Here is a 24,514-nt window from a genome sequence, read left to right as displayed (position 1 = left end):
AACCCGGATCAGACGACCAGCTTGTCGGCGATTCTTGTCCAGACGAGCATGGGCCTCATCGCACAGGCCACGACGCGGGAATGACGCTCAAACAATCGCCGTGGCAGGTCTATTGCGTCCATGCCGGGATACATGGCAGCAAACTCATCGTCGGAGATGAGTGCGCACAGCGCGTGCGTAGTTGATAGGAGGAAGAGACTGCTCACGTCTTCGTTGCTGTTGCGCGCGCTCGTATCGAACACGATTGACTGTGTTGCCCATTCATCCGCAAGAATGTCATGAGCGAACTGGTCGGTTGCCTCGTCCCCGATTTCTCTGACGTACTCGTGCATTCCCTGCGCAAAAGACCTCATGTTGGAGGCGATTGTCGGCAGGTGAGCGCTCTCTAGTGCCGCCATCAGCGATGAGGGCACAATCACCGGGAAGGGCAGGTCTGCTCCTCGCCGACGCAGTTCGCTGCACGCCAGGAAAGCGCTGGGGACCTCGCAGGCCTCCAGCCGCCACACAGAGATGTCATCGTCTCCGCGTGGGTATTGATTTCCTCCCTCGCACCGAACAACGACGCCGTGAGTTTCCCCGATGAAAAACTGGAAGCGCCTCATGGCGGTAGCCGTCGCAGTCCAAGAGGTGACGACCGTGCATGTGTTCGCCAGGGTGTCCCCAATGTGCGCCGTGACGTGCTCGTCGCTGGTCCCAGGTTGATCTGTCGGTTTCGACTCGAAGGTGCGCGTTGATTGTCCCGCGGCTGCTAGCGCGTTCAGGTCAGCCTGTGTCATGAGCGCGTAGGGCGCGTCGACACCCGGGAGGATGTGAATCATTGGCCTTCTCCGATCGTGCCAAGAATGTCAACAAAGGTGTCGAGCGCCAACCCACAGTCCTCGGTTCGACATGTACCCGTCAGGCAGTAGGACACGCGGCGAGGCTCACCTGCTACCCAGGTCCATTGGAAAGTGGTGAGGCTTCGGCCGTCGACGATTGAGACGAGCGTCGCCACGATGGCTGTGTCGGCATCCATACTCCAGGGGGTAACGTCGACAACGTACGAACCCGGGAGCGTGCGACTGCTCTCATCCACTGCGGCGGAGAGCCACTGCCGGTCGGTCATATCATCGGGGACATCGGTACTGGTGAGCACGACGGTGTCGTGCCAATCGTCCGAACCCTGTACGGCGACACCGACGCGTTGGATGCCAGGAGTCGCTGATATGTCGGCGAGGGGGCTGCCCGACCGGGCTTCGCCTGGGTCGATGAGTGCCCAGCCGTCAGGGAGCATGTCCATCATGATAGTTCCTCCGATACAGCGTTGTAGAGTGCGTCGAGCGTGGGGCTGTGAGGAAGCCACGAAATCACGCGCGTAACAGCTGCGGTGCTCGACACGGGCGTGAGTTCAAGGAGCTCTGTACCGTTGCGTACATCGCTCGGCGCCCCGTATTCGTAGAGACAATCGGGGATGGCGAACAGGTGGATAATGTCCGTGTAGTCTCCCGCTTCGTTATCCCACAGTGCCGCGTACGACAGGCTCCAGCTGCGCTCGGTGATGGCTGTGAACAGTGGTGTGCGGCTCGGGTATCGACCGCTGGCCGCTCGCGTGTCGGAGCGGTTTTTCTTGCGCATGGCAAGCAGCGGCTTTTCTGCACGTACCATGGTGGGCGCAGGCACGGGGTATCCTCCGGGAGATTCAGCTGACTCATGGAGAAGGTGAAGGACGCTGAGGGGCAATGTGTGGGGTGGATAGGTCTCTCCCGTGCGTGCCGCCAGGCCGAGCATTGAGATGATCATCGACAGGCCGTCCTCGGGCTCGATGCTCGTGATCCGTCGCTCCGTTTTGTGTGAGGTTGCGGCGCTCCACCTGTTCTCGCTGGGGTAGATGGCAGCGCGTGACGGACCGTTTGTGTCAAAGCGGTACAGGTCGATGCGGTACATTCCTTGGACGAGGCCGGGGTGGTTTTGCTCGATCTGCGCGCTGAGTCGGTGGTCGTATGTGGCGACTCCGCCGTAGACGAGCATCCGCGAGTCTGTGGTCTGCGTGGACAAGAGCGCACGCAGACCGTCCTCACCTCCTCGCCGCAGGGCCGTGGCGATCTGCGCGATAATCGCGTATTCGCCGTCCGTTACCGTCACCACGGTACGTCCGAACTCTGTGTTCATTCGCGCCATGTCTTCTCCCCGTCGCTGGGCTGCGCCGTGCAGTGGCATTCGCGCGTTTGAGCGAGCGAGGGGCCCCGACGCATAAACATGGGATCGTGTTCGTACTCGCGCTGCAGGCGTTTGAGCCGACGTCTCTCGGCTTGGTACTCGGGGTACATGGCGCGTGGCAGATTGATCGGAAATAACGAGATGAGGAAAACAAACATACCAATTGCGCACAATGCCAGAACACCGGCAGATACCGCGTGAGGAAGTTTTCCGCAGTACTTCTCGAGAGTCTTCGCTGCGGCAACAACAAGAATAACAAAGGCGAAACTCGGAATGGTCAGCGCCGTCATGTTCTTTGTCGGTCGAATGGCATGAAAGTAGTCGAGCCGCGGTGAATCGCAAAACATCTCAAGGCCCCATACGGCAATAAGCGCACAGGAAAAGAGAAAAGCGACTAGTTCATCCATGAATCTGATCCGACATAAATGAATTAATTCCGTTAGCTGCCCACTGCCCGAGGCCGGACCCAATTAATCCTCCGACGATTCCACCGACAGCACCACCAACGGCGATACCAATGGGATTCGCAGTGAAACTGCCGAGAAATGCCCCAAACTTTGCGCCAGCTAGAGCACCTCCTAGCGCTCCACCACCCGACAACGTACCTGATGTGGTAGCTCGCGCGACTCTCTCCCTGCCCCATTGCGGGATTAGCAGAATCAGCTTCCCACTGAGTCCAGGCTGCGATACCACCATCAACGACTGCGCCAACGACGGCTGCACGGCTAAGGTACCTGCTTCCTTGCGCCGCCCAACCTTTAAACTTCAACGCGTCTTTGCCACGCCCCGGAGAGGCGGACCAATTGTTCGGCTTTGTTCGTTCCCAGGCCTGCCTCACAGCTCCCATCTCTTGCTTACTAACGAAGGTCCCAGTGACAGGATTCCTCGGACGGAAAACAGAATGACGGTAAGCAATAGTCCCCCAGACTGAAGCATCAGCGATAGTACTAGCGTAACCAGTAATGGTCGGGATCGCTTTAAGATCAGCATCAACTCCGAGGTGGTCGTCGAGCCACGACAAGACTCCAATCAGTGATGAACAGGCCTGCCGATACGTTTCTTCCGCTGCCGAAAAATCGCTGTATGCGTGATAGGCGGCTTCACGAGCAACCTCGTAGCTCGGACTAAGAGAAGCAGCACCCGATTGCGAAGTACCGGACAGCGCAGGGTCGATAATCGTATTGTCATCAACCGTGAGCCCGTTACATAAAGCTTGGAATATTATATTTGAGAAACGAGCTTTGCACGTGACAATCTCATCGTGAAATGTCATTGTGGCATCGATGAGTGTTTGACGGTGCGTGACAGTCTCATCGATCCGAGCGATTTGCCGATCAAGCTCGTCGATGAGGCTATCGGTGGCCCGGCTTGTCATACTTGAGGTGATGGTTGTGCGAGCATTGTGCAGATCCCCACGCGCATCTTCAAAGGTCTTATTCTGGTCTTTCAAAGACTCCGCGAACTGATAGACCGGAGCAGCGTCGACAGGACACACGCATTCAAGTCCCTGCACTGACGCCATTACGATCCCCCCTCACCTGACGCAGCGATAGTCACCGTCGAGCGGCCCTCGTTCGAGTCAAAATCGTCGGCGACAGCTCGGATACGAGCAGCAAGTTCACGTGTCCGCTACTCGAGGCACGTTGCGGCATCATTGAACATTGCAGCTACGCTCGCGCACGACGATGATGCGTTTCCAACATCTGGCGCTATGAGCTGACAGACTTCGCTGAGTGCCTGCTCTCCGTTATCGCACGATATTGCTTGCCATCGTAGGAGGTCTGTATCAACGTCGATGTCACCCACACTTATCTCCTGAGCGAGAAGATGTACTCTTATTCGTCGACTTCGATGAAGTCGTCGTCCTCGTCGTCGTAGTCATCCTCATCGTCGTCCTCGTCGATGTCCTCGAGGATGTCGAAGGGGAGCTCGACGCCCAGCTGGGTGAAGAGGATGTCGTCGTAGGTGAAGAAGGCGTCGCGCAGCGCCAGTTCGGCGGCTTCGAGCGCGGCGTCATCGGCCTCGTCTCCATCGCGTGCGATGTCGAAGTGGTTCTCGAATGCGTTCAGCAGGCGCGTCAGCGCGCGGCGGGCATCTCCAGTCATGACCACCAGTCTACCGTGAGACCGCACACTCTTTCAGGGCAGGTTGAGCTGTGAACGAATAACGGACACCATGAGGTCCGTGCCCTTGATTTCCGCCGTCTGCTCGGCACCCAGGATGCGTGTCTGCCCATCGCTGTCCAGTAGCTGCGAGGCACCCATATTCGGTCCGAGGGGAAGGATGACCCATTCTTTCGTAGGCACGTAATGTGCATCGGGGGTCTCCCCCTCGATCTGTGCGGTGATGTTCGCGATGACGACGCGGGCCTGCTGGCGGGCAGCATCCGCACGCTTGGATTCGCGCACGTCGGTCAGGTCACCGACGGCGTAAACGGTGGAGTGCCCCGCTACCTGCATGGTGGGTTCAACGCGAATCGTCCCATCGGGGTGCAGGAGGGATTCGTACTCGCTGCCGATCAGGAACCCGGTGTTGGCGCGCGCTCCGTAGCACTGGAACCAGAGGTCAGCCTCGATGACATCGCCGTTCTTGGTCTCAACCATGAAGTGCGCGAGGTCGCCAACGTTCTGCGGCGGCAGGTATGCCAGCTCCGAGCCGGTCACGACGCGGACGCCGAGGGTGGCTAGCTGCTCGCTGATTTCACTGCGCAGCGCGTCGGTGTAGCCGGGCGTACCCAGGATCTGATTGGTGGCCTCGACGATCGTGATGTCCAGACCCGGAAAGGCGTTGGCTAACTCGCCGGTTAGCTCGATGCCGACGGTGCCGCCGCCGACGATCATGACGGACCTGGCGCACGAAAGATTCTCGTGTAGCTGCTCGAGACGAGCCTTGGCCACGGAGGAACGGTAAGAGGAGTACTTGGCCGGGAAGGGGTAAGTCGACCCCGTGGCGAAGACAACATAGTCTGCTTCGATGGGATCGTGACCAAAGACATGGACCGTGGTTCCATTCACGGCGGAAACGGTTCCGCGCACGACCTCGCCGCGGTTCAGGAGGTTCGTGTAGGGCATGAAGATCGCATGTTCCCACACGGTGTCCACAGCGGCGCGCAGGGCAGCCGCGTGATGGACGAACTGGTCCTTTTGTTCAATGAGGACAACGTCTGCGAGGGGGTCGAGTCCCTTGGCGACCGTGACACCCCCATATCCTCCGCCGATGACTGCGACGCGTGCCATGACATTCCTCCTTTTGAACGGACGGCGTCTATTGTGTCACCTCACGCCTACAAATGCGCGCGATAGGGACTTTAGTCCGCTTCGAGTGGCTTCTTGTCTGTCGTCAGGCCTAGTCCGCGCGCAATGTTGGGCTGGAAAAAGTTGGGCCCCTTGAGAACCTTGCCATCCTCGCGCAGCTTGACAGATCCGTCAGGCATGAGCTTGGACAGGTTCGATGCCTGCACCTCAGCCAAGACTGAGTCCAGGTCTATGCCAGACTCGATGGCCATGCCGTAGATAACGTAGACCAAGTCAGCAAGGGCGTCCGCCGACTCGATGAGATCACGTTCGCCGTCATCAGCCGCCAGCGCCTGCCTCGTTGCAGTTTCGATAATTTTGCGGGCGCGCGGGCCGTAAACAGCCCCCATGAGTTCGGCGAACTCCTCTGCAATCAGGCTCATACGCATCGTCATGCGTTCATAGTCCAGTGTTGGGTCTGTAACAGGACGGATGGGCACGGAGTAGGTGTGGTGGAACTGCATGACTAGTTCCATTGGGCTGGGTGCAGCCGTAGGGGCCGAGGCTTGGGTGTCTTTATCGCTCATGAGCGGTCCTTTCTCGCGTTATCCCAGGCAGTGGCCAGGATGTTGGAAAATGCTGTGACGGTCTGGTGGCCATCAACGAGGAACTGAGAGTTCAGCACGTAGGTGGGGACGGCTGTTACCCCCATGTGCAGCGCCATCTGATAGTCGGAATAGACCTTCGAAGCCCATTCCTCTTCACCCAGCGCCAGGGCCGCCAAGTGAGCGGACATGCCGATGTCCTGAGCGCAGCCGATGAGCACCTCGGGGTTGGACACGTCCAGACCCATCTCGAAGTGAGCGCGCATGATGGCCTCGGCAACTTTGAGATGGAGCGAATTCGGCCCGGCGACCGTGTACGCGTCAATATCGCCGTCGTGGGCGGCGGCGATCACGCGGTGCGCACGCGACGTGGGCGCGATTATCAAGGAGTCGAAGTTGAAACGAATGCCTTCGCGGGCACCGAGCGCGCACATGCGCTCGTCAGCCTCGCGGATCTCGTCCAGGCTTGCTGCGCCGGATTCGACGAGGGCAACGATGCGCGGCGTTTCAGCGGCGACCTCCAGGTCAGGGTCGAGCAGGTAGGCGTGCAGATAGACCTCGATGTTATCGCCGTGATCACAACTGGCTATGGCCGCGCGCAGGTGTCGCAGTCCCAGGTAACTCCACGGGTCGCACGTGTCGAGCCACATATCAATACGCACGGTTTCTCCTGTTCGGCGATATGGAAAACCCCGGAGCCTTTCGGCCCCGGGGTATGTCGTGCGCGGAGGGGGACTTGAACCCCCACCCTCGTTAAATGAGGACTAGCACCTCAAGCTAGCGCGTCTGCCTATTCCGCCACCCGCGCAGGTGAGCGATGCGAACCGCTGCGATCCGCAAGCGAGTAGAAGCTTAACACACCGCGGGCGGCGTGCGCCAATTGAAACTAGGACTCGACTTTTTCACCCTTCAGACGGGAGTCCAAGGTTGAGAAAACCCTTGCAATTGCGTCAATGTCGCTGTCCGTCATCCCGTCCAGTAGGTACTCGCTGACCGTCTGTTGATGCAACTCTGTGGCAGCAAGCACAGTTTGGATTCCTTGCGTGGTCAGGCATGCATCATAGCCACGTCGATCAACCTTGGACGCAATGCGTTCGACCCAGCCATCGCGAGAAAGGTTGGAGACCAGGTAGGTGACGCGCGACGGGGAGTAGACGACGCGGTCGGCCAGTTCACCCATGCGCAGGCGGTGGGCGGGTGCTTCCCATAGGGCAAGGAGAATATTGTAGTCGGGCATGGAAACGCCGTAGGTGCGCTTTAAGCGCGTTTCAAGGATCCCCTGAAGACGACCTGACGCTTCGAAGAAAACTCGCCACGCGGCAGCACGCGCACTATTGGCTTGAACGATCGGCGTGAGCCGTGCTCGTGATTCCACGTCTGTCTCTCTCATAGTTGTGTCGGATGCTTCTCTCGGGATAATAGGGCATAGTGACTAAGAAAGCACCAACAACGCGGGGGATTCAGTGTCTTTACATATTTCAGCTGTTCTTTTCGATGTTGACGGGACAATTGTCGATTCTGCTCCCGTCGTACTGTGCGCGTTTCGAAGGACGCTGGCAGATTTCGGACTGCCGATCCCTGAGGATCAGCGGCTTCGTACGTATGTGGGTCCTCCCCTGTGGTACGCATTTGGTGACCTGGGATACTCGGGGAAGCTGCGTGCGCAGCTGGTGACACGGTACCGTGAACGCTACATGGATCACTACTTAGATCCGGAGCCATTTGACGGGGTACCCGAGCTGCTGTGGGACCTCCATCGCGCTGGAATCCCGATGGCGACGGCCACGTCGAAACAGGCGCCCATGGCGATCGCGCAGATGGAGCACTTGGGTCTATCGGAGGCCTTTGACGTCATTGCGGGGGCAACGCCGGACCCGGGGTCCACGAAGACGACGGTCATTCACGAGGCCGTGGCTCGGCTGGGCGCCAAGGGTGCCGACGTGTCGTATCCCGTCATCGTCGGCGACTCGATATGGGATGTGCGCGGCGGTCATGAGGCAGGGATTCCGGTGGTCGGGGTCGGGTGGGGTTACGCGACGGAAGACGGACTGGACGATGCCGACGCTGTGTGTGACTCTGTCAATGACCTGCGTGCGCTGCTCGTGCCAGCTGCTCGCTGAGGTGCTAGCGGAAGTCACGCGATCGCACCTTGATGGGCAGATGAATGTGTGTGAGGCGAAACGCTCGCACATTGATCGCGCCATCACCCCACTCAAGAGTGCCCCGCACGAGCAGGGCGTCAGACTCCAGGCCAACGCGCCGAAACTTATTCCAGGTGCCTTTACTCACTGAAACATTGACATACCCGCTATCGTCTTCGAGGGACAAGAAGACGGTACCCCTTCCCGTGTGAGGTCGCTGGCGGTGCGTGAGCAGACCGGCAACGTCGACGATTCTCCCGTCGAGGTGGGATCCCAGGTCGGTAGCACGCAGGACGCCCTGCGGCAGACCCGCCCTCAGATAGGAGAAGGGGTGATGCCCGGGGGTCAGCCCCGTGGCCGCAATGTCGGCGCGCATCTGCTCGACGTGGGTCAGGGGTGCCAGTGCGGGGACGCGGGTACCGACCTCGGTGCCAGGCAAGAAAGGCTGCCACTGCCCCTCTCGCGTCGATGGCGCGGCCAGAGCGCCGGCAGACCAGGCTCCCCCGCGCCTGCTCACCCCCAGGCACTCGAGAGCACCTGCCATGGCCAGGCGCTCCATGTCCGAGGCAGACAAGTGAGCGCGCTCGGCCAGGTCTGCCTGACTCGTAAAAGGCCCCGCTCCCCTGGCTGCCACGACGCGCTCGGCAGCCCGGCCCAGGCCTCGTACCGACGACAGGCCGATGCGCACCGCCAGCTCCCGGTCAACATCCAAGGGTATGTTCTGCCGGGATGGAAGCGGATCGGAATGCCCCTCCCGGTACTCCTCCGTACCGACCGGCGTGCGTTGCACGCCCGCGTCCACGAACGACTCGTTGACCGAGGGACCCAAGACCGCAACCCCGTGTCTGCGCGCGTCCTGTACCAGCGTCGCCGGCGTATAGAAGCCCATCGGCTGTGCGGCCAGGATCGCGGCGTAAAAGTGTTCGGGCGCGTGGACTTTCAGCCACGCGGACGCGTACACGATGTGCGCGAAGGAGAAGGAGTGCGACTCTGGGAACCCAAAATCCGCGAATCCTTTGAGCTGCTCAAAAATACGTTCACGTGTGGAAGCGTCGATCCCGCGTTCCTCCATCCCAGCCATCAGATCCCCCTTGAGGGCCTCCATACGTTCAGGGCTGCGTTTGGCTCCCATCGCACGCCGCAGCTGATCGGCACGGGAGCCCGACAAGCCCGCAGCATCCGTGGCAATGCGCATGAGTTGTTCCTGAAAAAGAGGCACACCTAGAGTCTGACGCAGAGCAGGTTCGAGCAGTGGATGCAGGTAAGTGACCGGCTCGCGGCTCGCACGCCGACGCAGATACGGGTTGACCGCGCGGCCCTGGATGGGGCCCGGGCGCACGAGAGCAACCTCGATGACGATGTCGTAGAAGCAGCGAGGTTTCAAACGCGGCAGAGTGTTCATCTGTGCGCGCGACTCCACCTGAAATACACCCACGGTATCTGCCGCACATAGCAAATCGTAGACGCGCGGATCGTCTGGAGGAAGCGTGTGCAAGCCAAGCGGCCGATCTGCGTCCCCTACCAACATGCGCGAGGCCCATCCACGCAAGGGCGGGAGTTCCGCGCTGCGCTCCCCGCCCCTGAGCTCATCGAAAGCGATGCGCAATGCCGTGAGCATCCCAAGAGAGAGCAGGTCGAACTTCACCAGGCCCGCGTCCGCGCAGTCTTCCTTATCCCACTGCAACACGGTACGTCCCTGCATGGCTGCCCAACCCACCGGACAGATACGCGAGACCGGCTGGTCGGTGAGCACCATGCCACCCGAATGGATGCCCATGTGTCGAGGAAGGCGCGACAGTGCCCGTGCTGCTTCGGCAACCAGAGGCGGAACCTCACCCTTACCCCGCGCCCAGGCCTGCGCGCTGCCCGCCGGATAACCCAGAGCCCGCGCCGCATCGCGCATGGCTGATCGCGGCCGATACGTGATGACGTTGGCCACCTGGGCCGCACGATCACGCCCGTAGCGGTCGTAGACATGCTGGATAACCTCCTCGCGTCGGCCCGCCTCAATATCGACATCAATATCGGGTGGCCCTGAGCGCGCCTCCGAGAGAAAACGGTCGAAGAGCAAGTTGTGACGCACCGCGTCTACAGCCGTGATCCCCAAGCAAAAGCACACGGCCGAATTCGCAGCGCTACCTCGTCCCTGACACAGGATGCCGTGCTGGGAGCAAAAGTCGACGATCTCTTTAACGATCAGGAAATAACCCGCAAATTCGAGACGCTCAATGATTCCCAGCTCGCGTTCAATCGTCTCCCACGCCCGCGGATATTGGTCGCGCGTGCCGTAACGCTCGCGGGCACCTCGCCAGGCTAGGTGTGCCAGCCACGTCTGAGGCGTGTACCCCTGCGGCACGCTCGTCCGCGGCAGTCTGGGAGCAACCATCCTCAGGTCGAAGGACACCTGCGCGGCGACCTCGCACGAATGGAGAAGAGCCTCGGGGTGGTCGGCGTGCAGGCGAGCCATCTCCCGCGGCGATCGCAGGAAAGAACGATGCGCACCCAGGTGCGCCACAACCTCGTCTAGGCAGGAACGCAAACGGGTCGCTGTCAGGATGTCACCAAGCGCTTGCTTGGAGGGCGAGGACATGCGCGCCCCCGTGGTGGCGAGGAGTCTAGCCCCGACACATCGTGCGAGTTCAGCCAGCGTGTCCCCTTTTTCCGGCGCGTCTCCCGAGGCCGCCTGCCACTCCACGAGGACGTGCTCCATCCCACCAGCAGCTTCCGCGAGAGCGCTTGTGACCCGTCGCGCCCACGCAGGCCCGCCTGCTCGCAGGGCTCGCATGAGGGGGCCTCGCCTTCCACCAGTCAAAATAATCAGGTCACCCCCTGCCTCACTCACATCCTCGAGGGTGATGCGCGGCGCACGCTCCCCCTCCTGCGCGAGGGCCCGCTCGCTCATCATGCCGACGAGGTTCTCATATCCAAGCGGACTCGCAGCCACGATCGGGACTCTGACCCCCGGTTCTTCCGCGCCTGACGCGAGTCCCCATCCGGAGACATGAGCGCCGGGGACAACAGATCGCAGCGCGTAAGGATCGAGAGTGACCTCGGCCCCATAGACGATCGGCAGCCCGCAACGCCGCGCCGCCATCGTCGTCTGAACACTCGAATATACGCCATCAACATCGAGGACGGCGAGGGCATCAAGACCCAGGCGCGATGCTTCGTCCACCATGTCGGCGGGTTCGTCGGTGCCCTCCAGGAAAGTGAAAGCGCTGTGTGCATGCAGCTCCGCGTATCGAGGTTCATCACTCACCCACACATTATATCGAACGTATGTTCGAAGGTGGTGGAGGGTACCAACATGATCCGAGTACCCGAACACGCCCTGCCGCGCATCACCCCACCGAACGCGACATCAATTCGGCCCTCCTGGCGTTAGCCAAGGAGACCACGCACATCAGCAACGCTCAGAGGAGCGCTTCCCGTTCCGTTCATGACAGAGGAAATGAGGCGGCGTTTGCGATCCTGCAGCTCCACCACTTTCGCCTCGATCGTATCAGCGGCAACCAGTCGATAGACGTTGACCTTCTTCGTCTGTCCGATACGGTGGGCACGGTCAATTGCCTGTTCCTCAGCCGCAGGATTCCACCACGGGTCCATGATGTACACGTAGTCAGCTTCCGTCAGTGTCAGACCGGAACCCCCCGCCTTCAATGAAATGAGGAAGACCTGGGACACACCAGAGCGGAAACGCTCAACAACCTCCTCACGGTTGCGCGTCGATCCGTCCAACTGCACGACGGACACACCGCGCCGCTCCAAGACGTGTCGGATGCGCGCCAAGAACGACGTGAACTGGCTGAAGATCAGAGCTCGATGCCCCAGCGGCACAATCTCATCAAGACGATCAGCCACGTACTCGACCTTCGCTGACCCCACGTGTGCGTAGGAATCCTCAACCAAAGCCGGGTCGAGTGCCAGCTGACGCAGCCGCGTGATCGAGGCCAACACGCTCATGCGATTCGCGTCCGGTTCAGCCAATAGGTCAAGGATACGAGCCCGCTCACGAGCCAGGTACTGGTCATAGATGCGGCGGTGTTCCTTCCCCAGTTCAACGCGCACAACATCGACGATTTTGTCAGGTAAATCAGTGGCTACCTGCTCCTTCGTTCGGCGTAAAATAAAGGGAGCGACGTAGGAAGTCAAGCGCTCGAGCATATCGACATCGCCGCTCTCGATCGGGCGGCGCACCTTCTGGGTGAAGGTATCCCACGCAGGCAAGAGTCCAGGACAGGTCAGAGACAGAATTGACCACAGATCACCCAGAGAATTTTCGATCGGCGTGCCACTGACCGCCAGGCACCAGGGTGTATCCATGCTGCGCAGCGCGCGATAGGTGGCCGTTCGCGGGTTCTTGACCGCCTGGGCTTCATCGATGACGACGCCACAGAGACGCACCTCGCGCCACTGATCGGCCTCCAGGCGCGCCAGCGTATAGGAAGTGACGACAATGTCCGAGGCCTGAGCCTCCTGCACGATCGTCGTCCCCCTGCGCGCGGCTGTCTCACCAACACAACGCACACGCAGGCCGGGCGTAAACTTCGTGGCCTGCTCCGCCCACACGCCTACAACCGAAGTCGGGGCAACCACCAACACCGGACCCTTCTGACCACCCGCAGCGCGCAGCGAAGCGATCGCCGACAAGATCTGCACGGTCTTACCCAGACCCATGTCATCGGCAAGAACACCACCCAATCCCGCAGACAAGCGGGACGTTAGCCAGGCGTGCCCCTGGCGCTGATAGGGACGCAACACCTTGGCCAAAGCCGACACGGGTGCGAGACTCCCTTGACGTCCCTCACCCCGCAACGACGCAACACGCTCCCTCCACGCCTTCGACAGAGAAACAGAATCCACCTGATTCTCGAATAGGTCAACAATGCCAGCCGCCGCAACCGATAGGCGTAGCCCCTCCCCCTCCCAGCCAGTCAACGCCCGAGCCTCGTCCAACAGTGCATGCAAGGCGCGGATACGAGGACCATCCAGGCGCACCCACACGCCCTCCACCTCGACATACTCATTCCCACGCCCAATGGCCTCCAACGCTTCGCGCACACTCAGATAGTGATCCCCAACGCGCAGGCGTACATTCAAGTCAAACCAATCCGACGTGGCACCGTCCACAGCCAGCTCCACGCCCATCCCATCCTGCGAGACTTCGATCGCCCGCACGTCCGGCGCAACATCCCAAACGAGTCCATCCACGGTCTCACCCTCCACACAGGCCGAGAGGAACTCTGGCACACGCCACGGATCAAGGCGCCCCACAGTCGGCAACGTCGGCCACAGGTCGCTTCCCAGCGCGGCGCCCCATCCGTTGATACGACCCACGAGACCAGCCACCGCCTCGTCTCCCAAGGCCTGCGCAAGAGGAACGCGCGAGCGAGACTCCCCCTCGTCGTACTCCACCCACCACCGCACGACGACGCCGCCGCCGTCACGCCGCACCGTGCCCACGACCCTCATCTGTGGCCTCGCGTCAGGATCGAAACTCCCATCCGATGAACTCATGACGAAACGCCTACGCAACGATGGTAGCCACGACGCACGAAACTCCGCCACATCCGACGCAGGCACAACGAGAGGCCTATCCAGTGGAAAACCCTCCAGCGCATCCACCCCCTCAATGCGCGCCGCACGCGTCCCCCCATCCAGGAGAAGCAACCCAGCCTCACGATCAATACGCGGGGATGCCAATACCTGATCCCCGTTGCGCGCCACGACGCGAACCTCCAAACCCGCCTCCGAAGCCACCACATCAATATCGGCATCCCACGTCGCATGCGACAGCACGAAGGACTCACGCCCATCCTCCGAAACAAAAAGTTCCACCCCTGCGCGCACAAGGCGCTCCAGCCACGCATACGCATGCTCCTCCAACGAACTAAGCGTCACCTCCGTCCGCGAATGCCACGACCGAGACTCACGCGAAAGCCGATACCCCTCACGCAACAACGACACATGAGTCGGATCAAGCCCATCCGTCACTGACGCCCACTGCGTCGCCGTCAGATCAAGCCACGATGCGCGCTTCGTCGTCCACGCGAACGACGATCCCCGGCGCAACGGAATCAACGCGGCCTCCACCGCCGGATCATGTGCATCGATGACAAGGGCAAGTGGTTCCCCGCTGCGCTCGCGGATACCGCCCAACACCTGTTTCAGGACACGACTCCACTCAGGCACAGACTCCTGGCGCTTGAGAGCCTCAGCGCGCCCGGCAATCAACGCAGCCGCGGCATGCGGACAATCCGTGCGCAGAGCGCACGCGCACTTGAGTGAGGGGCGGATAGCTCCCTGGGAAATCCACGCACGATAGGTCAGCCCTGCCTCCTTCACACGTGCCTCAAGGAGGTTGCCGTCCTGGTTCCAGGACAACTCGCGCACCGCGCCCGCGTGCTCGAGGCGCAGCCCGTTTGCCCAGGTCGCAGGACCGACAAGAGCCATGATGTCATCATCGGACATCGACGCAAGGGTCTCGCTCAAGGAGAGAGTTACCATCCTTTCAGTCTACGGCACACTCTCGCGCGCGTCGCCGTCAGCTATCCATTCCCTCTACCATCCACTGCCCCTTGCTCCACACCAGCAAGACAACCTGACCGTCTTCGAGTGTGACACGCATGTAGGCACGGGCATGCTCCCCCGCCCACCAGCGTCCGCTCACGGGCCACGGACCAGCAACGGTACGAATCTTCGCGCGCTGGCCGATTCCCGGTAGCCCATCACGTTGAGAATGATCGAAGAGGCGGTCCTGAGTACAGGACACCAGTAGATACGCAGGACACGCCGTCAGCGTCCCTCGATGATCGACGCGCACGTCGCCACCCGCTCCGCGCTCTGGAGCAAGAGAAACTGGCACAGGCTCATCGAAAAGGGTGGCCGGCGAACCAGACACGGCCCCCTCCCACTCCCCCTCTTGAGAGCGACACGACTCCTGATCACCCCAGCGCGCCATGACGATGCGGCTGCGCGGATCATAGCCGCCCTGCACTCGAGGAACCAGAAGCGAGTCCGGCCCCGCCAGCCCCTGAATACGCACGGCGCTACGTAATACATCCCCCTCTCGATGTCCACGCCCCCACAGGGACGATGAAGAGTCCCCAAAACGTGGGTCGCAGGCCGTCAGACAGAACGAGCACACCCGACCGGAGGGTTCCTGGCCACCTGCCAGCCACCCAGCCAGGGTCCATCGGACACGCAACGCGATGTCGGCGGGATTCGATAGGTCGCACCCGCTCCATGTCCGACTGCGCCCATCTCCTCCCTCGTCCTGCACGTCGATACGCAGCGTGTACGAGACGAGTCCCTCCTGAAAGAGATGATGCGCAAGCTCCGCGGCTGCCTGAGTCACGGGGACCATCATCATATCGATGCTTTCACCCCCGCTCTCAATGTCGCGGCCAACCGATATGTCAGACAGGACTCGCTTTGCGGACGCGACAGACACGTCCTCTCCCGAAGCAAGTACCCACAGGCGCTCGCCGATGTCGCCGAAGCGCTCACACACGGGGCCCCGGCCAAGCGCGATCAGATCCGCACAACTCACGATGCCCAACCCAGCCATGAGTTCCACAGCACCGGATGCACGTTCCCGCATCGACGGCGGCACACAGGCCAACGCACGCGTCACACCGATGCACGACAGGAAGGAACGCGTGTCGTCGCTGAGCACAATGCGCCCTGCTCTGGCAGCCTCGACGGACGCCAGGGGCCCGTCAGCGACCCCAACGAAGCACTCAACGCCCACTTTCTCTTCAATCGCCTCGACGAGTAGGGAGGCCGCCTGCTCCTCACCCCCCGCCCAGCGTGCTGGACCACGCGCCCGGCACCGGGCCAATCCCGGGCGCAGGCACTCGACCCCCGCAGCGACCGAGTCGAAAGCATCAATAACCGCACTGAAGGCACGAGCCTCCCGGTCGGGGTCACGCGGCAGACACACCAGTTCCGGGCACAGGTAGGTTGCCTCACGCACACTCATTCCCGCACGCACCCCGCAGCGCCGTGCGGCAGCGCTGGCAACATCGACACGATCAGCGTGAACGACAGCCCCACTCCCGCCCGGTGGCAGGTCAACCACCAAACAGTTCACGGGCCAATCGGGCACCCACACCACCATGTAGCGCATCTAAACCACCAGGCGCATACGCTCTGCGTCTCTCATGCTGCGCGAGAGACCCGGCCATGCGCGCAGCGTCACGAGGGTACGCCCCAGGGACCGGGCGCGTGCCGTCAGGCCACGTTGCTCGAAGCGGGTCAATCCTGCGACGTCGAGACACACGACGTCGCACGCGTCGAGCAGGAGTGCACACAGCTCGCCCATGTTCGCTCCCTGGTCGGGATTTAGAACGAGCACCCGCTCCAAGTCCATCCCCTGACGCGCGGCCCATTCCCACCCGACATGACGCACACCACACAATCCGATCCACCCGTCTGGCGGGCACGCGTCGATGAGGATCCGTATCAGCCGTCCCCTTTCCTGTGGGCCCAGGAGTACCGGTGCGGACACACCCGATGCACGAGGCACCTCGATGTCGACCCGACCACGCAGACCAACAGAATCTTCGGCGCGACTCAGGGCCTCTCGTGCTTTCAGCAAACGCACGCGAGCATCGGACATCTCTCCCCCTGCCACATAGATAGAACATCTGTTCGATAGGGGAAGTCTAGAAGCACGGTCGCACATCTGCGTTCCGAGCGCACGTTGCCTGCCTCATACGCAACAATACGCAACAATAGAGAGGAGAGAAAAGGAGCACTCATGACCATCGATACTCGCCCCCTGGCCCCCACTCCCTTCGAGGGCATCGATCTGCCCAGCTTCACCCTGACCTCGTCCACACTCACCGACGACGCACCCATGCCGGAGTCAGCGACCGCGCGCGCAGGCTCACTCTCCCCCGACCTGACATGGGAAGGCTTCCCCGAGCGGACAGCCAGCTTCATGCTGACCTGCTTCGACCCAGACGCCCCCATCCCCTCGGGCTGGTGGCACTGGACGATCCTGGACATCCCCGCCTCGATGACACACCTGGACGAAGGCGCGGGCGCATCCGATCTCACCCTCGATGGCCCCGCGTTCCACCTGCGCGGCGACGCAGGCGAGGCCTCCTACTTCGGAGCCGCCCCGCCGGTCGGCGACCGCCCTCACCGCTACATCTTCACGGTGCATGCACTCGACGTGGACACCCTGGGACTGGATGACGACGCAACCCCCGCCATGGCCTCGTTCGCCGCGCTCGAGCACACGATCGCACGCGCCACCCTGACCGTCACCCACCAGGCTTGAGAACATGCTGCACATCATCTTCTGGGAGCCCGAAATCCCCGGTAACACGGGGGCCGCGATCCGACTGTCGGCCTGCACCGGGTCCATGCTGCACCTCGTGGAACCCCTGGGCTTCGACATGGATGACGCCAAGCTGCGCCGGGCGGGCCTCGACTATCACGACCTCGCGCACGTCATGGTCCACAAGAACCTCGACGACGCGCTCGCGCAGGTTCCGGGACGCGTGTGGGCACTGACGGGACACACACACTCCATGTATTCAGATGTCGCCTACCAGGACGGCGACGGCCTGCTGTTCGGGCGCGAATCGGTAGGTCTGTCCGAGGAAGCCATGAATCATCCGCGCGTGAACAAGCGCATCCGTATTCACATGCGCGAGGGCATACGCTCTCTCAACCTGGCCAATTCCGCTTCGATCGTCCTGTACGAAGCCTGGCGTCAGCTGGGATTCCCGGGCGGAGTCTAACCTAGTTCCCCAACGCTTTCGGAGACTTGAAAGGAACGAGGCCCGGGTAGAATCGCTCCGCCGGGCCTCGCTCTGTCTCACCATCGCTGAGCCGATGCCCAGGTCAATGAGTCTTCCACGGCGGACTTGGGCGTTCGACCTGCTCGGCGAGCGAGACGATTCTGCGCGGATTCGAGCGCCACATCCACACAATGCCGACAAGAGAGACGACGAGGGGAATGTAGTAGAAATCCACCCCCATGCCGGTCCACGCAGAGCGTGCAGAGTTCAGCTCGTCGAGGCCAAGGGAAGCGACCCACAGAACGATCGGAACGGCGATCGACAACGCGATACTCACCCAGCCAACCATGCGCATACGCCTGCCGTTATGCGTCAAAGCCGTGGCGGCGACAAGGTAGTCAACGCCTGCGAGGAGCGCAACAAGCTGGGGACCCCACGGCTTATCCTGCCCATGAAAAAGATCAATGACTGCCGTCACGAAAATCCAGACGCCAAGCACCCAAAACAGGGCAATGATGATACGTCCCAGACCAAGGGAAGGCGGGCGTTGATCGCGCGCACTGTCACCGCCATTAGTCGCGTCTTGTTCATACACGATTCGATCCTACCGATCACATCATCGCGTCGCACCGCATTCCAGGGAGCAAGCCACACCCACCGAGGCGTGTGGCCCGATACACCAAGTCGAGACAGCGACCTGTGGGACATCACCGCACAAACGTGGGACAATAGGCCTATATGGACCGTGAGGCCCGTCATGAAATCTACAATTCTGAGCGTTAAGCTCGTCAACGAGGAGTTGTCAACCTTGAGCGAATCGATCTACGACATCGTCATTCTGGGTGCGGGTTCCGGCGGTTACGCGACCGCCCTGCGTGCAGCGCAGCTGGGCATGAAGGTCGCCCTCATCGACGGCGATAAGGTCGGTGGCACATGTCTACACCGCGGCTGCATCCCCACGAAGGCGTACTTGCACGCCGCCGAGACTGCCGAGGCCGTACGCGAATCCGCGAAGTTCGGCGTCAACTCCACCTTCAATGGCATCGACGTGGCGCAGGTTGGCGCATATCGCGACTCCGTCATCTCGGGCCTCTACAAGGGCTTGCGGGGCCTGCTCAAATCGCGAAAGGTTGAGCTGATCTCCGGTTGGGGGCACCTGGCCGACGCCAACACCATCGAGGTAGGCGGCCAGAGAATCACCGGTCGCAACATCGTGTTAGCCACCGGTTCCTATTCGCGCTCGATTCCTGGCCTCGACATCGGCGGACGCATCATCTCCTCCGACCAGGCACTGCAGATGAACTGGGTTCCCTCCTCCGTCGTCATTCTCGGCGGCGGTGTCATCGGCCTCGAGTTTGCCTCTGTCTGGCGCAGCTTCGGCGCCGAGGTCACCATCATTGAGGCGCTGCCCCACCTGGCCAACAACGAAGACGAAGCCATCTCCAAGCAGCTTGAGCGCGCCTACCGCAAGCGCGGCATCAAGTTCCACACGAACACCCGCTTCGCTTCGGCCACGCAGTCCGAGCAGGGCGTGCACATAACAACCGAAGATGGGAAAGCGTTCGACGCCGAGGTCCTCTTGGTCGCAGTCGGTCGCGGCCCCGTCACTGAAGGCCTGGGCTACGAACAGGTCGGAATCACACTGGAGCGCGGTTTCGTCATCACCAACGAGCGCCTACACACCGGTGTTGGCAACATCTATGCGGTCGGCGACATTGTTCCCGGCCTGCAACTCGCCCACCGCGGCTTCATGCAAGGCATCTTCGTCGCCGAAGAGATCGCCGGTCTGAACCCGAGCATGCAGGCTGACATCAACATCCCGCGCGTGACCTTCTGCGAACCCGAGATCGCCTCGGTCGGTATGACAGAGAAGCAGGCTCGCGAAAAGTACGGCGATCGGGTGCGCACAGTCGAGTACAACCTCGCCGGCAACGGAAAGTCGTCTATCCTGGCAACGTCGGGTCTCATCAAACTGGTCTCGGTCAAGGATGGTCCGATCGTGGGCTTCCATGGCATCGGGGCACGCATCGGAGAGCAGATTGGTGAAGGCGAGCTCATGGTGAACTGGGAGGCGTACCCCTCGGATGTCGCCTCGCTGATCCACGCGCACCCGAGTCAGAACGAGTCGCTCGGCGAGGCAGCTATGGCGCTGGCTGGCAAGCCCCTTCACGTCCACAACTGATACAGCTTTTATTAGGAGAACACACATGGCAACGTCAGTGACCATGCCCGCTCTGGGTGAATCCGTGACCGAGGGCACCGTGACGACGTGGCTCAAGCAGGTCGGCGATACCGTCGAGCTTGACGAGCCCATCGTTGAGGTGTCCACCGACAAGGTCGACTCCGAGGTCCCCTCCCCCGTCGCGGGCGTCCTCCTCGAAATTCTGGTTCCCGAGGATGAAACCGTCGAGGTCGGCACCGCGATCGCACGCATCGGCGACGCCNAGATGTCGCGTCTGCGTCAGACGATCGCCCGCCGTATGGTGGAATCGTTGCAGACGGCCGCCCAACTGACCACCATCATCGAGGTTGACGTCACTAAGGTTGTCGCACTTCGAGCCCGCTCGAAAGACGCGTTCCTGACCACGCACGGCACGAAGCTGACGTTCCTGCCCTTCTTCGTGAAGGCAGCAACGGAAGCTCTGGCCTACCACCCAAAGATCAACGCGACCATCAACGACAAGGAAGTTACGTACTTCGATCACGAGCACGTCGGCATCGCTGTTGACACGCCGCGCGGCCTACTCGTGCCCGTCATAAAGAATGCGGGCGAGAAGGACATCCCGGGTATCGCCACGTCCATCAATGACCTGGCCGCACGCACGCGCGACGCCAAGATCGGTCCCGACGAACTGTCCGGCTCGACCTTTACGGTGACGAACACCGGTTCCGGCGGCGCACTCTTCGACACGCCCGTCCTGAACATGCCGGAAACCGCGATTATGGGCGTCGGCACGATCGTCAAACGTCCCGTTGTCATGAAGGGTGACGACGGCGCTGATGTCATTGCGATTCGTTCAATGGTCTACCTGTCACTGTCCTATGACCATCGCCTGGTCGACGGCGCGGACGCCTCCCGTTTCCTCATGGATGTCAAGAAGCGTCTCGAGGCTGGCGCGTTCGAGGCCGATCTGTCTCTCTGATTGACTCACACGCATCGTGATGGGGTGGGTCCAGTTGACCCACCCCATCAGTGCATCCAGTGGGTGCAGAAGGGTAACCAATCGTCGCGTGCTCGACAGTCCACCTCTTCGGCGGCTTGCGCGCCTCGCTGCGTCTAGCTCTCCTGGCCCGATTCGGATTCTCCCTGCGCCGAAGGCGTCGCGAGCGAGGCTGCAACGACCTTGCCGGACACGGGATCAACCCTCAAGACAAGCTCACTCGACGTGGGCGCACCGTGGTCGTCGCACACGTCCGCCTTGCAGGTCTGGGAGGTGGAGACCACGAGTGTGGCGTTTACGTCCACGCTGCCAGCTTCGCAGGACACGACCCGCACGTCTTCGACAGCGGAAGACAGGGCGAGAACCTGCACGTCCTCGGCTTGCATCGCTTCGATACGCTTCGTGTCTTGTTCGAGGAGCTCGCCGCCCAGAACGGCTTCGAGTGCTGATGCATCCCCGGTAATGACGGCCTGGTCACGCGTCGCGATGGCATGATTCAGCAGATCTTCCACGTGGGTCGCATTGCATAGATCGACCGTCGGCTCGGGGATTATGTGACTACTCTGCGCACTGGGAGGCACCGCCGGTGCCCACATGCTTGACCACCTCCAGTAGCCGAGGGTAGATGCGAGGAGGACAAGAACGGCGACGCCCGCCAGGAGTGCTCGGGAGCGCCACGCGCGACGGGGTAACTCCTCGCATGGTCCGTCAGCCACACACCCATGGATAGGTCGCTCCGATCCCGATTCGTAGTCATTGATCGTGTCCTCACGCAAAGCAGCCGCGCGCAGATCGGCGATGACCTGTTGCGGATCGGCAGGTTCGCGAGAGATGACATGTTCATTAGGATCGTCAACCGTTGGTGTGCGCGAACCCGTTGGCACCGAGGCCTCGTCGAGCCCCAGCTCAGCCAGGGCTTCGTCCATCTGGAGAAGCGAGGCTATTCGACGCAAGCACTGCAGGTCCCCCGTCATTCCAGTGGTGTCGAGGCTCCACCCGGGAGTTCCTTGCCCCTCTTCGATCTCATCAATGAGATCGATGATGACCGCCCTGCCTTGCGGAGTGATCATGATATTGGCGGGTGTCAGGTCCCCGTGAACAATACCGACGCGGTGTAGTGCGCTCAGGCCCGCTGATATGCCTTCGATGATCTGGCGGCGGGTAGCTTTGGGGCGCAGGTCGGCCGATCCTATTTCAACATCGAGGGGACGCCCGTAGACGAAGTCCTGGACGATTCCCCAACGACCGTCGTCGGAGCGCACGACATCACGTAAGGCAACCACGTGGCGTGAGGTGAGCGATGCCCACGCCTTCCAGCGCTCTAAGGAACGCTCACCATCGCTTGATGATCGCAGTGCAAAAAGTGCTTCCCCGGCGCTCGATTGAGTCCTCCACAGGGGACCTCGCGCACCGATGTGGAACACCTGACCGAGCTGGTATCCGCCGATATTCATGGTCATATTGTCCAAACTCATACAATGTGATGCAACTCATTTCACATAGTGCCCAGTCGGATGCATGGACGTTCTCTGGGTGTATACACGTAGAATAGTGACGCTATGAGTGAAAAGAATCCCCCCGCCAAGAGACGCTTCTATCAGAACGTCCTTGACGCGTATCGACTGACCGCACGCACGTATCCGGCACTGCCCTGGATCCTCCTAGGCACAGCCGCGCTCGTCATCGCCCTGTTTGTCCTGGTGGCATTCCTGACGAACACCTCCTGGATTGGCTGGCTCATCATCGGCATCCTGGGGTCCATCACCGCAGCACTCGCCATCCTGAGTTTCCTGGCTCGCCGTGCACTCTTTGCCCAGGTCGAGGAGACGGCGGGCGCCGTCAAAGTGGCACTCTCACAGATCCAGCGTGGTTGGATCATCCCCGAACAGCCCGTTGCAGTTACGCGCGAACAAGACCTCGTGTGGCGCATCGTCGGTCGTCCCGGCATCGTTCTTATCTCTGAGGGTTCGGCTTCCCACGTGCGTCCACTCCTGTCCACTGAGGCTAAGCGCGTCACTAAAATCATGCGTAACGTTCCCGTCCACCAGATTCAGGTGGGTCGCGAGGAGGGGCAGGTTGCTCTGAAGGACCTGCGAAGTGAACTGCGTAAGTTGAAGAATGTTCTCACTGCCGAGGAGGTTCCCCAGGTATCTGCGCGCATCAACGCACTGCGTTCGAACGAGCCACCTATTCCAAAGGGAATCGATCCGCTTCGCGCGCGAGCCTCGAGGAGAGCATTGCGCGGGCACTGAGTCACATAGTCAAGTGGGCGAGCACGATGTGCTCGCCCACTTGTGCATCCAGGATATGAGACCCCCTCGACATGCATAGTATGCATCTGTTTGCATATTCATTATCGACAAGGACCCGCAATACAGATACCGAGGAACATAACCATGCACACGACGAAGATTTTCGCAGCCATGACAGCCGCTACAGCAGCGATCACGCTGACCGCTTGTACCGACCCAGCGACAAACACGACGAACAGCGCACAGAGTCATTCCACCGATTCGACCTCCACATCCTCCTACGATATTTCTTCGATCCCCACGGTCGACGAAATCGCCGCAATGGTTCCCGAGGACATTAAGAAGCGGGACACATTGCGCAACGGTGCCTCAACAGGATATGCACCGGCCGAATACATGGCCTCCGACGGACAGACTCCAATCGGCTACGACGTGGACATCAACAAAGCGCTCGCCAAGGTCATGGGTCTGAAGGAGGGAACAACGAAGCACTCCGAGTTCCCGACGATCATCCCCGCACTGGGCACCAAGTTTGATGTCGGCATCTCCTCCTTCACCATCACCCCCGAACGCGAGCAGCAGGTCAACATGGTCTCCTACCTCAATGTCGGATCGGCATGGGGTGTTGCACAAGGAAACCCCAAGAATTTCGACACGTCAAATCCCTGCGGCACGACGATCGCCGTCCAGACTGGCACCGCGCAGGAAACATACGCTGAGGAATTGTCGACCCAGTGCGTCGCCGACGGTAAGGAGAAGATCAGCGTCATGCCGCACGAGCTGCAGACAGATATTGCTACGAAGATTATCAGTGGACAGTATGACGCGACCTTGGCCGATTCCACCGTCATCGGCTATACGAGCGCCCAGTCGGAGGGCAAGATCGTCCAACTCGGAGAGACCTTCGAATCTGCGCCCCAGGGCGTCGCGATCAACAAGGACGACGAGGAACTCACCCAGGCAATCCAGGCTGCCATGCAATACCTCATGGATAACGGCTACCTGGCGGACATCTTGGCGTCCTACGGCGCACAGGATGCCGCACTGACCACGGCTGAACTCAACCCAACGGTTAACTAATCACGTGACACTCAACGCATAATATGCACTCATGTGCATATCGGCGCATAATGGAAGCAATGCAGGGGCACAACGTCCCACCCCATCG

Annotated in this window: 22 protein-coding genes and 1 tRNA gene; 7 read left to right on the top strand and 16 right to left on the bottom strand. The window is 61.0% G+C overall.

The genetic code is table 11. From position 1 onward, the window contains the following. Positions 1–8: 8 nt before the first annotated feature. The 10 genes from BQ7477_RS06600 to BQ7477_RS06555 all read right to left on the bottom strand — a co-directional run bounded on the left by BQ7477_RS06600 (position 9) and on the right by BQ7477_RS06555 (position 7,424). Positions 9–818 carry a hypothetical protein gene (locus tag BQ7477_RS06600; RefSeq protein ID WP_073983269.1) on the bottom strand — a complete coding sequence of 270 codons (810 nt, stop codon included), beginning with the start codon at positions 816–818 and terminating at the stop codon, positions 9–11. Then, positions 815–1,282: a hypothetical protein gene (locus BQ7477_RS06595; RefSeq protein ID WP_073983268.1), complete on the bottom strand. Its 468-nt coding sequence runs from the start codon at positions 1,280–1,282 to the stop codon at positions 815–817. The genes BQ7477_RS06600 and BQ7477_RS06595 overlap by 4 nt, the downstream gene beginning before the upstream one ends. Further along, the gene (locus tag BQ7477_RS06590; RefSeq protein WP_073983267.1) at positions 1,279–2,157 is read right to left on the bottom strand and encodes a hypothetical protein; all 879 of its coding nucleotides are present in this window, start codon (positions 2,155–2,157) and stop codon (positions 1,279–1,281) included. The genes BQ7477_RS06595 and BQ7477_RS06590 overlap by 4 nt, the downstream gene beginning before the upstream one ends. Beyond that, on the bottom strand, positions 2,145–2,603 hold the full coding sequence (locus tag BQ7477_RS06585; RefSeq protein ID WP_073983266.1) for a hypothetical protein: 459 nt from the start codon (positions 2,601–2,603) through the stop codon (positions 2,145–2,147). Before BQ7477_RS06585 ends, BQ7477_RS06590 begins: the two co-directional genes overlap by 13 nt. A 1,428-nt stretch (positions 2,604–4,031) precedes the next feature. After that, positions 4,032–4,301, bottom strand: a complete 270-nt coding sequence (locus tag BQ7477_RS06580) for a DNA primase (protein ID WP_073983555.1) — start codon at positions 4,299–4,301, stop codon at positions 4,032–4,034. Between the two features lie 33 nt (positions 4,302–4,334). Continuing rightward, positions 4,335–5,432 carry an NAD(P)/FAD-dependent oxidoreductase gene (locus BQ7477_RS06575; protein ID WP_073983265.1) on the bottom strand — a complete coding sequence of 366 codons (1,098 nt, stop codon included), beginning with the start codon at positions 5,430–5,432 and terminating at the stop codon, positions 4,335–4,337. A gap of 71 nt (positions 5,433–5,503) precedes the next feature. Beyond that, complete coding sequence (locus BQ7477_RS06570) at positions 5,504–6,016, bottom strand: pyrophosphohydrolase domain-containing protein (protein ID WP_073983264.1); 513 nt, start codon at positions 6,014–6,016, stop codon at positions 5,504–5,506. Next, positions 6,013–6,696: a DsbA family oxidoreductase gene (locus BQ7477_RS06565; RefSeq protein WP_234968715.1), complete on the bottom strand. Its 684-nt coding sequence runs from the start codon at positions 6,694–6,696 to the stop codon at positions 6,013–6,015. The genes BQ7477_RS06570 and BQ7477_RS06565 overlap by 4 nt, the downstream gene beginning before the upstream one ends. Before the next feature lie 59 nt (positions 6,697–6,755). Beyond that, positions 6,756–6,842, bottom strand: a tRNA-Leu gene (locus BQ7477_RS06560). A 78-nt stretch (positions 6,843–6,920) separates the two neighbouring features. Further along, positions 6,921–7,424 carry a MarR family winged helix-turn-helix transcriptional regulator gene (locus BQ7477_RS06555; protein ID WP_472925108.1) on the bottom strand — a complete coding sequence of 168 codons (504 nt, stop codon included), beginning with the start codon at positions 7,422–7,424 and terminating at the stop codon, positions 6,921–6,923. 73 nt (positions 7,425–7,497) lie between these two features. On the opposite strand from BQ7477_RS06555, the gene BQ7477_RS06550 reads away from it, so the two are divergent. Continuing rightward, positions 7,498–8,154 (top strand): HAD family hydrolase, encoded by a 657-nt coding sequence (locus BQ7477_RS06550; protein ID WP_084795700.1) that lies wholly within the window; start codon positions 7,498–7,500, stop codon positions 8,152–8,154. A 4-nt stretch (positions 8,155–8,158) separates the two neighbouring features. Here BQ7477_RS06550 and BQ7477_RS06545 read toward each other — a convergent pair whose 3' ends face one another. The 4 genes from BQ7477_RS06545 to BQ7477_RS06530 form a co-directional block, all read right to left on the bottom strand. Beyond that, on the bottom strand, positions 8,159–11,434 hold the full coding sequence (locus tag BQ7477_RS06545) for an error-prone DNA polymerase (protein ID WP_073983262.1): 3,276 nt from the start codon (positions 11,432–11,434) through the stop codon (positions 8,159–8,161). Between the two features lie 122 nt (positions 11,435–11,556). Further along, on the bottom strand, positions 11,557–14,682 hold the full coding sequence (locus tag BQ7477_RS06540) for a DEAD/DEAH box helicase (protein WP_073983261.1): 3,126 nt from the start codon (positions 14,680–14,682) through the stop codon (positions 11,557–11,559). Positions 14,683–14,719: 37 nt separating this feature from the next. Beyond that, positions 14,720–16,270 (bottom strand): DNA polymerase Y family protein, encoded by a 1,551-nt coding sequence (locus BQ7477_RS06535; RefSeq protein ID WP_234968714.1) that lies wholly within the window; start codon positions 16,268–16,270, stop codon positions 14,720–14,722. Positions 16,271–16,306: 36 nt separating this feature from the next. Beyond that, entirely contained in the window at positions 16,307–16,798 is a 492-nt protein-coding gene (locus BQ7477_RS06530) for a hypothetical protein (RefSeq protein WP_073983260.1), read from the bottom strand. Positions 16,799–16,939: 141 nt separating this feature from the next. Here BQ7477_RS06530 and BQ7477_RS06525 point away from each other — a divergent pair, with 141 nt between their 5' ends. Continuing rightward, positions 16,940–17,467 carry a YbhB/YbcL family Raf kinase inhibitor-like protein gene (locus tag BQ7477_RS06525; RefSeq protein ID WP_073983259.1) on the top strand — a complete coding sequence of 176 codons (528 nt, stop codon included), beginning with the start codon at positions 16,940–16,942 and terminating at the stop codon, positions 17,465–17,467. A gap of 4 nt (positions 17,468–17,471) precedes the next feature. Next, positions 17,472–17,933 (top strand): tRNA (cytidine(34)-2'-O)-methyltransferase, encoded by a 462-nt coding sequence (locus BQ7477_RS06520; protein WP_073983258.1) that lies wholly within the window; start codon positions 17,472–17,474, stop codon positions 17,931–17,933. Between the two features lie 103 nt (positions 17,934–18,036). On the opposite strand, the gene BQ7477_RS06515 is transcribed toward BQ7477_RS06520, so the two are convergent. After that, a complete protein-coding gene (locus BQ7477_RS06515; RefSeq protein ID WP_073983257.1) occupies positions 18,037–18,528 on the bottom strand; it encodes a hypothetical protein in 492 nt (163 codons plus the stop codon). A gap of 213 nt (positions 18,529–18,741) precedes the next feature. Between BQ7477_RS06515 and lpdA the strand changes: the two genes are divergently transcribed. Together lpdA and BQ7477_RS06500 are read left to right on the top strand one after the other, a co-directional pair. After that, positions 18,742–20,115, top strand: coding sequence for a dihydrolipoyl dehydrogenase (gene lpdA / locus BQ7477_RS06510; RefSeq protein WP_073983551.1), 1,374 nt, complete (start codon positions 18,742–18,744; stop codon positions 20,113–20,115). A gap of 25 nt (positions 20,116–20,140) precedes the next feature. Then, entirely contained in the window at positions 20,141–21,076 is a 936-nt protein-coding gene (locus tag BQ7477_RS06500) for a 2-oxo acid dehydrogenase subunit E2 (RefSeq protein WP_084795698.1), read from the top strand. Positions 21,077–21,210: 134 nt separating this feature from the next. Here the strand turns inward: BQ7477_RS06500 and BQ7477_RS06495 are convergent, their stop codons facing one another. Continuing rightward, positions 21,211–22,548, bottom strand: a complete 1,338-nt coding sequence (locus tag BQ7477_RS06495; RefSeq protein ID WP_073983550.1) for a protein kinase domain-containing protein — start codon at positions 22,546–22,548, stop codon at positions 21,211–21,213. 105 nt (positions 22,549–22,653) lie between these two features. On the opposite strand from BQ7477_RS06495, the gene BQ7477_RS06490 reads away from it, so the two are divergent. Both BQ7477_RS06490 and BQ7477_RS06485 read left to right on the top strand, forming a co-directional pair. Then, positions 22,654–23,346 carry a DUF4191 domain-containing protein gene (locus BQ7477_RS06490; RefSeq protein ID WP_073983256.1) on the top strand — a complete coding sequence of 231 codons (693 nt, stop codon included), beginning with the start codon at positions 22,654–22,656 and terminating at the stop codon, positions 23,344–23,346. 144 nt (positions 23,347–23,490) lie between these two features. Beyond that, positions 23,491–24,426, top strand: a complete 936-nt coding sequence (locus BQ7477_RS06485) for an ABC transporter substrate-binding protein (protein WP_073983255.1) — start codon at positions 23,491–23,493, stop codon at positions 24,424–24,426. Positions 24,427–24,514 lie beyond the last annotated feature (88 nt).

Source organism: Actinomyces bouchesdurhonensis, assembly GCF_900128465.1.
Taxonomy (GTDB): Bacteria; Actinomycetota; Actinomycetes; order Actinomycetales; family Actinomycetaceae; genus Pauljensenia; species Pauljensenia bouchesdurhonensis.
This window is presented reverse-complemented; position numbering and strand designations above follow the sequence as displayed.